Below are 13,765 nucleotides of genomic sequence, written 5' to 3'. Positions count from 1 at the left end.
TTCCGCGGCCGGTACGCCGCTCCCCCGAAGAGGGGGCGACCACATGCGCCGTCGAACTACTCAGCGTGCTCATATGAGCACGCGAACGGCGGGCGCCTGCCGCGAGCCGCAAATCGGAGACTCGCCGAGCGGCCCCCGCGTGACATGCCTGATTCGAACGACAGCACCGGCGTGTCTCCGATTTGCCGATCGGCCCGACCCTGCCGGCTGACGGCCCGTGCGCTCAGCCCGGCCGCTCGGCCGTCGCAGCCGATATCGGCAGCACCCGCCGCACGACCTTCAATGATCGCGCTGCGCGCTCGACTGCCTCCATCGGCTCGACAGAGCGAGTCGTCAGTAGTCGCGGCTGCGCCGCTCGCACCTTCCCGTCGCTGCACCACCCACCGCTGTGTGGTGCGCGGGGCCGCGGGCCGCGCGCACCGTGGGCCCGGTCGCGGCTGCGCCGCTCGACTGACTCAATCGGCTCGGCACGTCAAACGTCAGTAGTCGCGCTACGCGCTCGACTCACTCAATCGCCTCGGCAGGTCAAACGTCAGTAGTCGCGCTACGCGCTCGACTCACTCAATCGCCTCGGCAGGTCAAACGTCAGTAGTCGCGCTACGCGCTCGACTGACTCAATCGGCTCGGTCGAGCACGCGAGCGTGCTCGACCGAGCCTCAATCGTCAGTGGAAGAAGTGGCGCTCTCCGGTCAGGTACATCGTGATGCCCGCCGCCTTCGCGGTGTCGATCGTGAGCTGGTCGCGGATCGATCCGCCGGGCTGCACGATCGCCTTCACGCCGGCCTGGATGAGGATCTCGGGGCCGTCCGGGAACGGGAAGTAGGCATCCGATGCCGCAACCGATCCGGCGGCACGATCTCCCGCGCGCTTGACGGCGAGATCGCATGAGTCGACCCGGTTCACCTGTCCCATTCCGACGCCGACGGATGCCTCGCCCGACGCCAGCAGAATCGCGTTCGACTTCACGGCGCGGCACGCGGTCCACGCGAACTCGAGGTCTTTCAGGGTCGCCTCGTCGGCCGCATCGCCGGCGACCAGCGTCCACTCGGAGACAGGCGCGAAGTGCCGGTCGGCATCCTGCATCAGCATCCCGCCGGAGAGCTGCTTGATCTCCGTGGTCGGCAACGCGAACCCCTCGCGCAGCTTCAGGATGCGCAGATCCTTTTTCGTCTTCAGCAGCTCCAGCGCCTCCGGCTCGTAATCGGGCGCGATGATCACCTCGGTGAAGATCGGCTTCACGGACTGCGCCATGTCGATCGTCACGGTGCGGTTCGCGGCGATGACCCCGCCGAACGCCGATGTGGGGTCGCACTCGTGCGCCTTGCGGTGGGCGTCCGCGATGTCGTCGGAAACGGCGATGCCGCAGGGGTTCGCGTGCTTGATGATCGCCACCGCAGGGCGTGAGAAGTCGTGCGCGGCGCGAAGCGCGGCATCCGCATCGACGTAGTTGTTGTACGACATCTCCTTGCCGCCCAGCTGCTCCGCCTGGGCGATGCCGTTGCCGCCGGGCGAGGCGAACAGCGCAGCCGCCTGGTGGCTGTTCTCGCCGTACCGCAGGGATGCCTCGCGCTGCCACGTCGCCCCCACCCACGCCGGCAGATGCCCGCCTCCGTCGTCCACAGCGTCGTCCGGTGCGAGCACATTGCCGAGCCACGACGCCACCGCCACGTCGTACGCCGCGGTGTGCCGGAACGCATCGCGCGCCAGCCGCGTGCGCAACTCGAGGCTCGTGCCGCCGGAGGCGATCGCATCCGCCACTTCGGCGTACCTGTCGGGCGAGACGACGACAGCCACGTTCGCGAAGTTCTTGGCCGACGCGCGCACCATCGCCGGCCCGCCGATGTCGATCTGCTCGACGATCTCGTGCGGCTCGGCACCACTCGCCACGGTCTCGGCGAACGGGTAGAGGTTGCTGATCACCAGCTCGAACGGGCGGATGCCCAACTCGGCCAATTGCTCCTCATGGTCTTCGAGGCGCAGATCGGCGAGCAGTCCAGCATGTACGGCCGGGTGCAGCGTCTTGACACGCCCACCCAGCGACTCCGGAAAGCCGGTCAGCTCGGAGACATCCGTCACCGCGAGCCCCGCGTCGCGGATGGTGCGTGCCGTATTGCCGGTCGAGACGAGCTCGACGCCGGCGTCGCTCAGCGCGGTGGCCAGCTCGGCGATGCCGGTCTTGTCGGTGACGGAGAGCAGGGCGCGACGCACCGGGATGACGTCGCGTTCGCGGTAGAGACTCGGGTCGGCGGCGTGTGCGGCGCTCATGCTGTGGCCAGTTCCTTCAGGTCGATGTGTCCGTTGGCGATGTCGAGCACGGCCTGGATGAGCAGGCGCCGCTCCACGATCTTGATGCGTTCGTGCAGGCCCGCCTCGGTGTCATGAGGCAGAACGGGCACGCGTTCCCGCGCGACGATAGGGCCGGTGTCGACCCCGTTGTCGACCACGATCACGCTCGCGCCGGTCTGGCTCACGCCTGCCTTCAGGGCGTCGCGCACCCCATGCGCTCCCGGGAATTCCGGCAGGAACGCCGGATGCGTGTTGACCATCCGCGGGCTCAGAGCGTCGACGACGCGTGGCGGGAAAAGCCGCATGAATCCGGAGAGAATGACCAGGTCAGGGCCCCATTGCGTGATCTGCTCGAGCATCGCGTCGCCCCACTCGGCGCGGTCGCCGAACGACGAGAACGCGACGGTGAACGTCGGTATGCCGTACTCCTCGGCCACCTGAAGGCCACCCGCGTCGTCTCTGTCGCTGCCGACCGCGACGACACGGGCGGGGAACTCGGCATCACCGGATGCCTCGAGCAGCGAACGCAGGTTGGATCCCTGGCCGGAGACCAGCACGACGAGCGACAGCACCCTTTCAGCCTACCGGCGCACGGGCACCGGCAAGCGCCCCGCGCCACCGTCGCGAGGTCGGCCGGAAATCACATGATCGGCCGGAAAGATGTGCCGATTCGATGCGGCGCATCGTGTGGTTTCCGGCCGATCATGCGACGGCTCCGACGGGTACGGATGCCGCGCGCTCGACTATTCAGCGTCGTCGTCGGGGTTCTCGTGGCGCGAGAAGTCCGGTGAGGCGAACTCGGATTCGCGGTAGGCGCGCGGCAGACGACCACGCGGTGCCGGTACGCGCGGAGCCGAAGGACGCGCGAGCCCAGAGCCGGTTCGCGCCGTGGCGCGCGGCGCGGCCTCCGTCGCATCCGCGGTTCGAACCGGATCACGCCGCTCATCCTTCGCGGCGTCCCCCCGCCTCGGCACGGGCTCGCCGGGTGGTTTCGCACCACCCCGCTGCTCCTCCTCGGCCAGAACCTTGCTGATCCAGTCATCATCGTCCGCGGCGTGCGGCGCATCCGCTTCGCCGTCGGTCCACGCGAACCTCGGCGGCAGGTCGATCGGCGCGGTGACCGCCGTCTGCGACGTCCCATGCGAACGCACACCCCACGCCCGGGCAGGAGGCTCTGCGGCTCGTGTTCCCGCGCCGCTCCCGCTCGGCTCCGTGGCTCGTGCTCCCGCGCCGGTCCTGCTCTGCGCTTCCGCCCACGGCGGGTCCGCAGCGCTCCGGCGTTCCCGCAGGCTTGGCCGGGACATCCCCACGGCGTGCTCCCGGCGCACGGCGATGCCGATCGCCGCCCCGACGAGCACCTCGGCGGCGACGGCGCCTGCGACGTAGAGCGGGTTCGGCCCGGCCTGCTGCAGACGCCCTGGCCCGATCGCACCCGACGCCCACCACGCCAGCAGCCCGAGCACGCCCCCGGAGACGACCGCGGTTCCGAGCACGACGAGCGACAGGCGCCCCGCGCTCCAGCTTTCGCTGCGATACGGGCTTTCGCTGCGATACGGGCTTTCGCTGCGGTACGGGCTCAGTTCGTACCGGGCGCTCCCACGCGGGGCGGGCATTCGCTCGAGGCGCTGCCGGGTGAGCAGCCCCGCCGCTGCGCCGCACAGCACGGGGACCATGACCGCGATGAGACCGAAGCCCGGGTCGCCCTGCGGCAGCGCACCGAACAGTGGAACGCTCGGCAGCGGCCCGAGCGCGGTCTGCGCCACGTCGACCGAGGAGCCGGCGCCCACCGCGAACCCCGGTCCGGCGACCCATGACACCACCCAGATCACCGCGTTCGGCAGCAGCGCGAGCTGGGCCAGCGTGAGGGTGATGGCACCGAGCACGCCCGGCTGCAACGTCTCGTAGAGCCCGACCATCCGCCCGTAATTCACCGCCATGAGCAGCGCGAGAAGCACGGCTGAAGCCGCAACGAGAAGCGCGGATGCGGCCACTCCGCCCCGGAGGGCGGCTGCGAGCACCGCGCGCGTTGCGGGGCTCCACCGTTCGACCGGCCACGGCAATCGGCCTGGCGCCTCAGCACGAACCGATGCCGCGCTGTCACCTCGCGGCGCATCCGTCGACCCGCGCTCGGCCGCGCCGGACGCCTCGCGCATGCGGCCCGCGACCATGCCGATCCCGATGCCGATCGCGAACACCCCGGCCGGCAGCAGCGAGCCCTGCAAAAGCGACGGAACGGCCGGCAGGGTGTGAGCGCTCAGCGTGATGAGTGCGGAAAGCACGGCGAACATCACGACGCCGGCGATCGCTGCCGTCCACGGGTGCGGGGTCGCCCACGCGCGCCGCCCCGTTCGTGTGCCGAGAAAGACCGTGAGGAGGGCGAACCCGAGCGCCGCGATGCTCACGGTGAAGACATTCGTGCCGGTCAGCCCGAAGACTGCGGATGCGACGGGGTTCAGCGTCACGGTGACGTCGACGCCGTGGCCGAGCAGCCAGATATCGGCACCTGCATGCCAGAACGGCAGCCAGTCGTTCGAGAGTCCGAACTGCAGCCCCCACGCCACAGTGAGCGGAACGAGCGGAATCGCCACGCCCACGCCGACGGCGATCACCGCGTCGAGCGCGGCCAGCAGGATGACGGTGATGCGGTTCATGCGCTGACGACCCTACCGGCGCCCGGCGGCGCGCACGGGCGGGCGCGCCAGGGCACAGGCATCCCTCACGAATACCGCGGCAACGACTCGTCGCAGACGGCGTCACGCGCCACGCGCGAGTCGCCGGGCTGCACCCTCGCGGCCGCTACGCGGAGACGGATGCCGCCTGGTCACCCCGACCACCGCTCGTCGCGTCCGCGTCCGCCGGAGGCCGGCTCACCAGTTCCAGCACGCCGATGACGACGACCGCGATGACGGCCGTCCACACGATGACCGGTGGCGTCAGCGGGCGCAGGAACAGCACCACCGCGGCAGCGGCGAGTCCCACCACCACTCGCAGCAGAACGCGCTGCCGGTAGATCCACTCGCCTGCCCGTCCCGTCGTGATGCCGTGCCGTTCCGCGCCGCGGCGCGCGGCCGCGAACCCCGACGAGACGTATCCGCGCAGCGCCCTCGCCCAGCGGAACGGCCCGCCGACGAGCGCGATCACCAGCACCGTGATCGCCAGCACGGCGACGACCACCACGATGGACTGCACGAAGCCGAGGATGCCGCTGTACAGCGTGCCAGCGGCATCCGCCGGTATCGCGTCGGAGACCGACAGCTGGAACACGGTTCTGCCCACCGAGATGCCGATGCTCACCAGCACCATGGAGAGCCCGAGCGCGACGGATGCCCACACCAGCGCGATCGCGCGACGGCGCGCCACGAGCACTCCCGCCACCAGCAGCACGAGCACCACCCATGGCAGCCAGATGCCCACGGCGACCACGAGGTTGTAGAGCCCCATGTACAGGGTCACCGAACTGGACTGCGCGATCACTATCGTCTTGTCGATCGTGGGAATGCTCTTCGCGAAGCCGAATCCCTGGTCGACGAGCCGCGACTTCACCGCTTCGATGATGGGAGCCAGCTGGAGCCCGATCTGGCCGTTCGGCCCTATCGAGACGGCCGCGTTCTTATCGCCGTTGAGTGTGGCCAGCAACTGTTGATGCGTGGTGGTGAGCGCCTGTCTCCAGATGTCGGCGAAGGCATCCGATTGCACGAACTTCGTCACGGTGGAGGTGATGAGGCTTTTGATGCCCGCGACGAGCGGAGCCTGCAGCGAGTTCAGGGCGCTGGATGCCCGTGGCGGCAGCCCGAGTCCGTCCAGCCCCTTGAAGACATCCGAAGTGATGCCCTTGATGTCGACGTTCGACTCGATGGCTGCGACGCTCTGGCTGACGACCAGGTCCTGCACGGCGGGTTTCGTCACCAAGGGCGCGAAGGTGCTCACGAAGTAGTCGGTGTCGGTCAGCTCGCGCTGCGCCCACGTGGAGACCACGGCCACCGGCGCGAGGATCGCCGCGATGACGACGAGCGCCGTCGCCAGCAGCGTCCATCCCCAGCCGCGCTTCTTACGCCCGGTGGATGCCGCGCTCTTCGAATCGCCTGCACCGCCGGCTCCGCCTTCTGCCGCAACCACGGCAGCCGCGGCCTTGGCACGCGCCGCCTCTGCCTCGGCTCGCGCTGATGCGGCGTCGGCGCGAGCGGCCGCTGCTTCGGCCTGTGCGGCTTCGACACGCTCCGCGTCGGCACTGGCGGCCTTGGCCCGTGCGGCTTCCGCTTCGGCACGTTCGACGGCTTCCTCGGCAAGCACTCGCGCCGATTCCGCCTCGGCACGTGCACCCTGAATCTCCGCCACCGCCCGGGCGCGCTCGGCATCCGCGTCTTCACGTGCTCGCAATGCCTGCTCACGGGCTTGTTCTGCCGCGGCCCGCGAGCGCTCGAGCTCTTCCCGCGCGCGTTCGGCTTCTGCCTGAGCGCGCTCGAGCTCCTCCTGAAGCTGCTGATTCGTCTTACGTGCCATGGCTTCCCCCGAGCTGCGGCCGACGGTGCGGCGTTCGGCGGCCATCGCATCCGGACGCCGGCCGCCACGAGGTCACTCTACGATCGCGCCCGGCGCGTACTCGGCGTGCGGCCGATCGGATCATCCGGAAGGGATGAGCGCGGTAACGTCGATCCGATGGACTGGCGTGAAGATCGAATCGGCTCGGCTTCGCGCGGCAAGAACCCTACGGTGCTGGCCGAATTGGCCGGAGGGTACGCCGTCGTCGGCGACGTGCAGTTCCTCCCCGGTTACTGCGTTCTGCTCGGCAAGCACCCCGGCGCAACCGCTCTCGCCGACCTTCCGCGGGCCGAGCGCGTGCGGTTCCTGGCCGATGCCGACCTGCTCGCCACCGCGGTCGAGCGTGCCTGCCGTGGTGCCGATCCGGCGTTCCGCAGGGTCAACATCGAGATCCTCGGCAATGCGGATGCCTTCGTGCACGCCCACATCTGGCCGCGCTACGAGTGGGAGCCGCCGGAGCTCGCCTGGCGCCCCGTGTGGCTGTACGACCTGGCGAACTGGCGCGATCCGGCGTCGCAGCTCGGCCCCGCACAGGATGCCCTGCGAGCCGCGATCGCAGGCGAGCTCCGGTCGCTCACGCAGCACGACACGATTCAGATCACCGCGTCCTGACTCGTCGCCAGGCGGATCGGAAGCCGCGGCGTGGGGTCACGAGACGACCAGCCGACGCCCGCCGCAAGTAGTCCGGCGGCTGCAGGTACTGGGAGCGACAGTGAACTTGTGCCTGACTGGCTGCACCCTGAGCCGCCGTCATGGAAGCAGTACCGAGCCCGATGATGAGCTTGCCTTATGACCCTTGGCGACATGTATCGCGACGCCCGGCACCTGGAGAGTGTCGCGCGACTCCGTCGCGTTCTGGCGCTTCGAGCGATGAGCGCCGTAGGCATGACCCAGCGGCAGATCGCCGAGACGCTCGGCGTCTCCCAGTCCGCGGTGAGCCAGCAATTGACATCCTCGCCAGACCTTGACCGCGTTCCTCCCGACGTGCTGCTGGATGCCGCCGCACCCATTCTCAAGGCAGTCGCCGATGCAAACGGATATACGCGACTCGCCGTGTTCGGGTCACTCGCACGTGGGCAGTCACGCCCCGACTCCGACATCGACCTTCTCGTGGAGGCGCCGGAAGGTACTTCTTCGTTCGCGTTCGTTCGATTCAAACAACTCGTTGAACGCATCCTCGGTCGCGAAATTGATCTCGCCCCCTACGGAGGGCTGACCTCGCGGCTTCACGACGACATACGCCATGAAGCGATGCTGCTGTGATCGACGGCAGAGCAGCCAAGGAACTGCTTCACATCTCCTTCTTCGGGTAGGCACACAACGGGAACACGCACGATTCCGGCCACCGCCGCGTAACGCCCCCTCGACGTGAAGTCTTCCCACGTCCACAGGGCAGGCCTGCCTTCTTCTGCGCACAGATGGAGCAGGGCGCCGCCGAACACCACAGCCACGTGCGCTCCCCAAGCGGCGCCATCCGCGCTGAACAACACCAGATCGAAGTCGCGTGACTCGGCCTGGTCGACGTGTGCGAACGACGGATCGTCCCACAGCTCGCTTGACCGGTGCGACGGCACGGGCCGTCCGAACAGAGCCAGAACCGCGTAGGCGTACAGCTGGCAGCTGGCGCCGTCCTCGAGCCGCGCAGAACAATCCGCGCCGGGAAAGGCTGCTGCCACGTACGGGGCACTCGTCGCCCAAGACGGCCACCCGGACGACGGCGCGGCAGTGCGGCTCAGCTCCTTCGCCGTGATCGCCATGATCCGATTCAACCGCCCTCGACTCGATCGCGCCCGACACGAACGTCCTCGTGTCCGCGCATCGTGAGGACAGCCCTCACCACACCGCGGCAGCCAAGGCGCTGAAGGAGTTGGCCAGCGGTGCGGCGGAGCGGACGAATCCTCAGACGAGGACCCCGGCACCGAGCCGAGCACGGATGAAGGCCCCGACCCGATCGAGCGCCGCATCGGCCTCGTCGAGTTCGCCCGCTCGCTTCTGAAACACGTGCGGCAGACCGGCCCCGATCTCGAGGGACACCTCGACGTCGGCGAGCGCGGCGGCACGAGCCAGCTCGACCGAGTCGTCGAGCAGGATTTCGTGGCCACCGACCTGAATGAGCAACGGCGGCAGCCCCGAGAGTTCGGCGAAGAGCGGGCTCGCCAGCGGTGCTGCGGGGGCGGCCGAGCCGAGGTACTTCGGGCCGTACCAGTCGAGCGCCTCCGGCGTGAACAGCGGGTCGATCCCGACGAGCTCGTGCATGCTCCGCCCCGAGTGGGTCTGGTCGGTGAGCGGCGAGAACGCGATCGCGGCGGCCGGCATCGGCAGCCCTGCATCGCGGGCCGCGACAAGGGTCGAGATCGCGAGACCACCCCCAGCAGAGTCGCCGGCGACCACAAGGGCGGCCGGATCGACACCGCACTGGATCAGCTCCCGATAGGCGGCGAGCCCGTCGTCGACCGCCGCCGGGAACGGATGCTCGGGTGCCAGCCGGTAGTCCAGGCTGTACGCCGTCAGCCCCGCCCGCTCGGCGATACGACCCGCGAGCCCGGCGCCGGTGCGATGCGAGCCGACCACGTAGCCGCCGCCATGAAGGTAGAGCAGCGTGCCGGCGACGGCGGGTTCCGGCATCAGCCGGAGCGCGGGCCGACCGCCGAGCTTCACCTCTTCGACGGCCGTGCCTGCGGGCACCGGCTCGCTGGCGAACGTCTCGAACCATCGGCGGTGCTCGTCGACGGTCTGATTCAGGTCGAAGGGGAATGCGCGCAGTTGTGCGACGATCGCCTCGAGCTGGGACGTGCTCATGGGTTTCTCCCTGTCTGTGTCATGATCATCCCTGGATTCATTCCCGGGAATCTATGTTCACAACCAGAGTACATGAAATATATTCCTCGGAATATTTAGGAGGATCATGGACGCCGGCATCGACTTCTTCGACGACCTCGTACGTGCTGAGATCACGATCTACAACCAGGTGGATGAGCGCATCAAGGCCGCGCACGGCGTGACGGTCGGCACCGTCAATGTGCTGAGCATGATCGACCGTACCGAGAACGCGCGCGTCGATGATCTCGTGCGCGCACTCGAGCTCCGAGTCGGAACGGCGAGCAAGATCGTCGACCGCTACGTCGAGGCCGGCTGGCTGACGCGCGTGCCGAACCCGGGCGATCGTCGCTCGTCATGGCTGACGCTCACGGCTGCAGGCAAGGAACTCCTCGCGACCGCGATGCCGACGTTCGAGGCATCCGTCACCGACCTCGTCTCGGGCGCGCTCACGAGTGCGGAGAGGGCGCAACTGCACGGACTCCTCGAGAAGCTGCGCACGGGCCTGCGCGGCGATCGGCAGTCGTAGGCGACCAGCGGCCGCACCGAACGATCAGCCGTCCGACGCAGGCTGCGCACAAATGACGGATGCCGCGAGCCCTTCGGCCCGCGGCATCCGTTGTTTCGACTGTGCTTACGCGCTGACGGTTACGCGCCGACCCGCGCGATCACCTCGCGCAGCAGCTGAGCGGTCTCGCTCGGCGTCTTGCCCACACGGACTCCGGCGGCCTCCAGCGCCTCCTTCTTCGCCTGGGCGGTGCCGGCGGAACCGGACACGATAGCGCCGGCGTGGCCCATGGTCTTGCCCTCCGGGGCGGTGAACCCGGCGACGTAGCCGACGACCGGCTTGGTGACGTTCGCCTTGATGAAGTCGGCCGCGCGCTCCTCCGCGTCGCCGCCGATCTCGCCGATCATCACGATCGCCTTCGTCTCGGGGTCAGCCTCGAACGCGGCGAGCGCATCGATGTGCGTCGTGCCGATGACCGGGTCGCCGCCGATGCCGATGGCGGTCGAGAAGCCCAGATCCCGCAGCTCGTACATCATCTGATACGTCAGCGTGCCCGACTTCGAGACCAGGCCGATGTTGCCCTTGCCCGCGATGGTCGCCGGGGTGATGCCCGCGAGCGACTCCCCCGGCGTGATGATACCGGGGCAGTTCGGTCCGATGATGCGGGTCTTGTTGCCCTTCGACTTCGCCTCCGCCCAGGCCTCGGCGCTGTCCTGCACCGGGATTCCCTCGGTGATCACCACGAGCAGCGGAATCTCGGCTTCGATGGCCTCGAGCATCGCGTCCTTCGCGAATGCCGGCGGAACGAAGACGATCGAGACATCCGCTCCGGTCTTCTCGATGGCCTCGACGACCGTGCCGAAGACGGGAAGCTCCACCGCGGAGCCGTCGGCCGCGGTGTGCGAGACGGAGGTGCCTGCCTTGCGCGCGTTCACGCCGCCGACGACCTGGGTGCCGGCCTTCAGCATGAGCGCCGTGTGCTTGGTGCCCTCGCCGCCGGTGATGCCCTGGACGATGACCTTGGAGTCCTTGTTGAGGAAGATCGACATAGTTATTCAGTCCTTGATTTCGACAAGCTCAATCGGCGGGGGATCAGGCGGAAGCCAGCTCGGCGGCCTTGTCGGCGCCCTGGTCCATGGTCTCGGCGAGCGTGACGAGCGGGTGGTTGTAGTCGTTCAGGATGCGACGCCCCTCGACGACGTTGTTGCCGTCCAGCCGAACGACGAGTGGCTTCGACGCCTCGGATCCGAGGATGTCCAGCGCACCGACGATGCCGTTGGCGACCGCGTCGCAGGCGGTGATGCCGCCGAACACGTTCACGAAGACGCTCTTGACCTGAGGGTCGTTCAGGATGACATCCAGTCCGGCAGCCATCACCGAAGCGGATGCCCCGCCTCCGATGTCGAGGAAGTTCGCGGGCTTCACGCCGCCGTGGTTCTCGCCGGCGTAGGCCACGACATCGAGGGTGCTCATCACGAGCCCCGCGCCGTTGCCGATGATGCCGACCTGGCCGTCGAGCTTGACGTAGTTGAGGCCGTGTTCCTTGGCCTTGGCCTCCAGCGGATCGGCCGCAGCCTTGTCTTCGAGCGCTTCGTGCTCGGGGTGACGGAAATCGGCGTTGGCGTCGAGTGTCACCTTGCCGTCGAGCGCGATGATGTCGCCCTCGCCGGTGAGCACGAGCGGGTTGACCTCGACGAGCGTCGCGTCCTCGCCCTTGTACACGTCGTAGAGCTTCACCAGGACCGGCGCGACCTTCTCGACGAGGTCGTCGGGGAACCCGCCGGCCTTGGCGATGTGCTTCGCCTTCGCCTCGTCGATGCCGGTCAGCGGGTCGACCTCGATGCGAGCGAGCGCCTCGGGCTTCTCCACTGCGAGCTGTTCGATCTCCATGCCGCCTTCGACGCTGGCAAGCGACAGATAGGAGCGGTTGGCCCGGTCGAGCAGCACCGAGAAGTAGAACTCGCGGGCGATGTTCGCCCCGCCTGCGACCATGACACGTCGAACCACGTGACCCTTGATGTCGAGACCCAGGATCGCCTTGGCCGCGGCCTCCGCGTCATCCGGAGTCTTGGCGACCTTGACGCCGCCGGCCTTGCCGCGCCCACCGACCTTGACCTGTGCCTTGACGACGGTCACGCCGCCCAGCTTCTCAGCCGCCGCGCGCACCTCTTCGGGGGTGTCCGCGATGATGCCCGGCAGCACCGGGACCCCGTATTTCTCGAACAGGTCACGTGCCTGATACTCGTAAAGATCCACTGCTTCCCAATCCGTGTGCTCGTGAAATGGCGATCGGTGCGGGCCGGATGCTCGTGCGACGCTGTGTCCGTGACCTTCGGTCGGTGACTTTCGGTCGATGACCTCTTGTCGGTGATACAGATCGTCGACGACGGCTGATGGGCACTTCAGTCAGATAGCTCGACGCCGAGATAAATTGCCACCGACAGCCTACCCGAGCGCCATCCGGGTTCCCGCCGCGCCCGAACCGCGCATTTCTCAGGACTGCAGCTGTCAGCTCGGGCGCCGAACCCCGTAGTGATGCGGCTACGTTCGCTCCGCTCCTGAGAAATGCACGGACCCCGCGCGCGACTTCGTCCAGCCGCGCCAGCTACCGTGACCTCATGACACGGGCCCGCTCTTCGCAGCCGAAGGGGCTCGCGGATGTCGGTGGCGAGTGGGTCATGCTCGCCGGCGGCGGCTGCGCCATCCTTCTGCAGCTCGCGCATCCGTCTGTCGGGCGAGGGGTCGCCGAGCACAGCGACTTCGCGTCGCGTCCCTACGACCGGCTCATCGGCACGCTCACCTATGTGACCGCGGTCGCTTGCGGAACCGAGGAAGACATCCGCACGGTGCGCCGCGCTGTCGGCCAGGCACACGCGCCCGTGCACGGACCGGCCGATTCGGAGACGCCCGCGTATTCGGCTTTCGACCCCGACCTGCAGCTCTGGGTGACCGCGACGCTCTACTGGACGGCGGCGCGCGTACATGAGCGGGTCTTCGGGACACTGGATGCGGCATCCGCCGACCGCTTCTACGGCGAGTTCGCGGCGGTCGGCACGTCGCTGCAGCTGCCGCCGCAGGCGTGGCCCGCGAACCGCGCTGCTTTCGACGCGTACTGGAATGACGCCGTGGAACGGCTCACGGTTCTGCCCGCCGCCCGCAACGTCAGTCGCGAGCTGCTGCGCGCCGAGCACGCTCCGCTGTGGATGCGGCTCGTCATGCCGTGGGCACGCCTCGCGACCGTGGCGCTGCTGCCCGAGACGTTGCGGCACCCGTACGGGCTGATGCTCACCGATCGCAATCGCCGCAGGTACGAACGGATGATGTCGCTCATCGCCGCGATCTACCCGCGCCTGCCCCTTCGCGTGCGGCACGTCGTGCGTGATCGGCTGCTGCGCCGCCTGCGCGCAGGCGCTTGAGCTCGAGCCCACCGCCTCGCGCCCGGCTCTCCGCGCCGAGCACCGTTCTCCACGCCGAGCACCGTTCCCCACGCCGATCACCGTTCCCCGCGCCGAGCACCGTTCCCCGCGCCGATCACCGTTCCCCACGCCGAGCACCGTTCCCCACGCCGAGCACCGTTCCCCACGCCGAGCACCGTTCCCCGCGCCGAGCACCGTT

12 protein-coding genes are annotated in these 13,765 nt (G+C 68.6%); 4 read left to right on the top strand and 8 right to left on the bottom strand.

The window, feature by feature from the left end:
* Positions 1-663: 663 nt before the first annotated feature.
* The 4 genes from purH to ACYVDK_RS08020 all read right to left on the bottom strand — a co-directional run bounded on the left by purH (position 664) and on the right by ACYVDK_RS08020 (position 6,786).
* Positions 664-2,265, bottom strand: a complete 1,602-nt coding sequence (purH, locus tag ACYVDK_RS08035; RefSeq protein WP_460520452.1) for a bifunctional phosphoribosylaminoimidazolecarboxamide formyltransferase/inosine monophosphate cyclohydrolase — start codon at positions 2,263-2,265, stop codon at positions 664-666.
* The gene (gene purN, locus ACYVDK_RS08030) at positions 2,262-2,858 is read right to left on the bottom strand and encodes a phosphoribosylglycinamide formyltransferase (protein ID WP_460520450.1); all 597 of its coding nucleotides are present in this window, start codon (positions 2,856-2,858) and stop codon (positions 2,262-2,264) included. Before purN ends, purH begins: the two co-directional genes overlap by 4 nt.
* Before the next feature lie 171 nt (positions 2,859-3,029).
* Positions 3,030-4,937 carry a cell division protein PerM gene (locus ACYVDK_RS08025; RefSeq protein ID WP_460520448.1) on the bottom strand — a complete coding sequence of 636 codons (1,908 nt, stop codon included), beginning with the start codon at positions 4,935-4,937 and terminating at the stop codon, positions 3,030-3,032.
* A gap of 145 nt (positions 4,938-5,082) precedes the next feature.
* The gene (locus ACYVDK_RS08020; RefSeq protein WP_460520446.1) at positions 5,083-6,786 is read right to left on the bottom strand and encodes a hypothetical protein; all 1,704 of its coding nucleotides are present in this window, start codon (positions 6,784-6,786) and stop codon (positions 5,083-5,085) included.
* 156 nt (positions 6,787-6,942) lie between these two features.
* On the opposite strand from ACYVDK_RS08020, the gene ACYVDK_RS08015 reads away from it, so the two are divergent.
* Both ACYVDK_RS08015 and ACYVDK_RS08010 read left to right on the top strand, forming a co-directional pair.
* Positions 6,943-7,437, top strand: a complete 495-nt coding sequence (locus tag ACYVDK_RS08015; RefSeq protein WP_460520444.1) for an HIT family protein — start codon at positions 6,943-6,945, stop codon at positions 7,435-7,437.
* Between the two features lie 177 nt (positions 7,438-7,614).
* The gene (locus tag ACYVDK_RS08010; RefSeq protein ID WP_460520442.1) at positions 7,615-8,088 is read left to right on the top strand and encodes a nucleotidyltransferase family protein; all 474 of its coding nucleotides are present in this window, start codon (positions 7,615-7,617) and stop codon (positions 8,086-8,088) included.
* Here the strand turns inward: ACYVDK_RS08010 and ACYVDK_RS08005 are convergent.
* Together ACYVDK_RS08005 and ACYVDK_RS08000 are read right to left on the bottom strand one after the other, a co-directional pair.
* The gene (locus tag ACYVDK_RS08005; protein WP_460520440.1) at positions 8,052-8,582 is read right to left on the bottom strand and encodes a hydrolase; all 531 of its coding nucleotides are present in this window, start codon (positions 8,580-8,582) and stop codon (positions 8,052-8,054) included. The two genes, ACYVDK_RS08010 and ACYVDK_RS08005, sit on opposite strands and share 37 nt — an antisense overlap.
* A gap of 142 nt (positions 8,583-8,724) precedes the next feature.
* Positions 8,725-9,624, bottom strand: coding sequence for an alpha/beta hydrolase (locus ACYVDK_RS08000; protein ID WP_460520438.1), 900 nt, complete (start codon positions 9,622-9,624; stop codon positions 8,725-8,727).
* Positions 9,625-9,730: 106 nt separating this feature from the next.
* On the opposite strand from ACYVDK_RS08000, the gene ACYVDK_RS07995 reads away from it, so the two are divergent.
* Positions 9,731-10,171 (top strand): MarR family winged helix-turn-helix transcriptional regulator, encoded by a 441-nt coding sequence (locus ACYVDK_RS07995; protein ID WP_460520436.1) that lies wholly within the window; start codon positions 9,731-9,733, stop codon positions 10,169-10,171.
* Positions 10,172-10,290: 119 nt separating this feature from the next.
* Here ACYVDK_RS07995 and sucD read toward each other — a convergent pair whose 3' ends face one another.
* Together sucD and sucC are read right to left on the bottom strand one after the other, a co-directional pair.
* Positions 10,291-11,199 carry a succinate--CoA ligase subunit alpha gene (gene sucD / locus ACYVDK_RS07990; protein ID WP_460520434.1) on the bottom strand — a complete coding sequence of 303 codons (909 nt, stop codon included), beginning with the start codon at positions 11,197-11,199 and terminating at the stop codon, positions 10,291-10,293.
* Between the two features lie 43 nt (positions 11,200-11,242).
* A complete protein-coding gene (gene sucC / locus ACYVDK_RS07985; RefSeq protein WP_460520432.1) occupies positions 11,243-12,406 on the bottom strand; it encodes a succinate--CoA ligase subunit beta in 1,164 nt (387 codons plus the stop codon).
* Between the two features lie 362 nt (positions 12,407-12,768).
* On the opposite strand from sucC, the gene ACYVDK_RS07980 reads away from it, so the two are divergent.
* Complete coding sequence (locus ACYVDK_RS07980) at positions 12,769-13,566, top strand: oxygenase MpaB family protein (RefSeq protein WP_460520430.1); 798 nt, start codon at positions 12,769-12,771, stop codon at positions 13,564-13,566.
* The last annotated feature ends 199 nt before the right edge of the window (positions 13,567-13,765 follow it).

It is taken from the genome of Humibacter antri (genome assembly GCF_054777235.1).
Note: the sequence above shows the minus strand (reverse complement) of the source record. Positions and strands in the feature narration are given on the sequence as shown.

What these genes read in the sequence shown, in the direction of transcription:
- sucD (WP_460520434.1), bottom strand. Translation starts at nt 11,199, where the DNA reads ATGTCGATCTTCCTCAACAAGGACTCCAAGGTCATCGTCCAGGGCATC.
- ACYVDK_RS08015 (WP_460520444.1), top strand. Translation starts at nt 6,943, where the DNA reads ATGGACTGGCGTGAAGATCGAATCGGCTCGGCTTCGCGCGGCAAGAAC.
- purH (WP_460520452.1), bottom strand. Translation starts at nt 2,265, where the DNA reads ATGAGCGCCGCACACGCCGCCGACCCGAGTCTCTACCGCGAACGCGAC.
- ACYVDK_RS08005 (WP_460520440.1), bottom strand. Translation starts at nt 8,582, where the DNA reads ATGGCGATCACGGCGAAGGAGCTGAGCCGCACTGCCGCGCCGTCGTCC.
- ACYVDK_RS07980 (WP_460520430.1), top strand. Translation starts at nt 12,769, where the DNA reads ATGACACGGGCCCGCTCTTCGCAGCCGAAGGGGCTCGCGGATGTCGGT.
- ACYVDK_RS08025 (WP_460520448.1), bottom strand. Translation starts at nt 4,937, where the DNA reads ATGAACCGCATCACCGTCATCCTGCTGGCCGCGCTCGACGCGGTGATC.
- ACYVDK_RS08000 (WP_460520438.1), bottom strand. Translation starts at nt 9,624, where the DNA reads ATGAGCACGTCCCAGCTCGAGGCGATCGTCGCACAACTGCGCGCATTC.
- ACYVDK_RS07995 (WP_460520436.1), top strand. Translation starts at nt 9,731, where the DNA reads ATGGACGCCGGCATCGACTTCTTCGACGACCTCGTACGTGCTGAGATC.
- ACYVDK_RS08020 (WP_460520446.1), bottom strand. Translation starts at nt 6,786, where the DNA reads ATGGCACGTAAGACGAATCAGCAGCTTCAGGAGGAGCTCGAGCGCGCT.
- ACYVDK_RS08010 (WP_460520442.1), top strand. Translation starts at nt 7,615, where the DNA reads ATGACCCTTGGCGACATGTATCGCGACGCCCGGCACCTGGAGAGTGTC.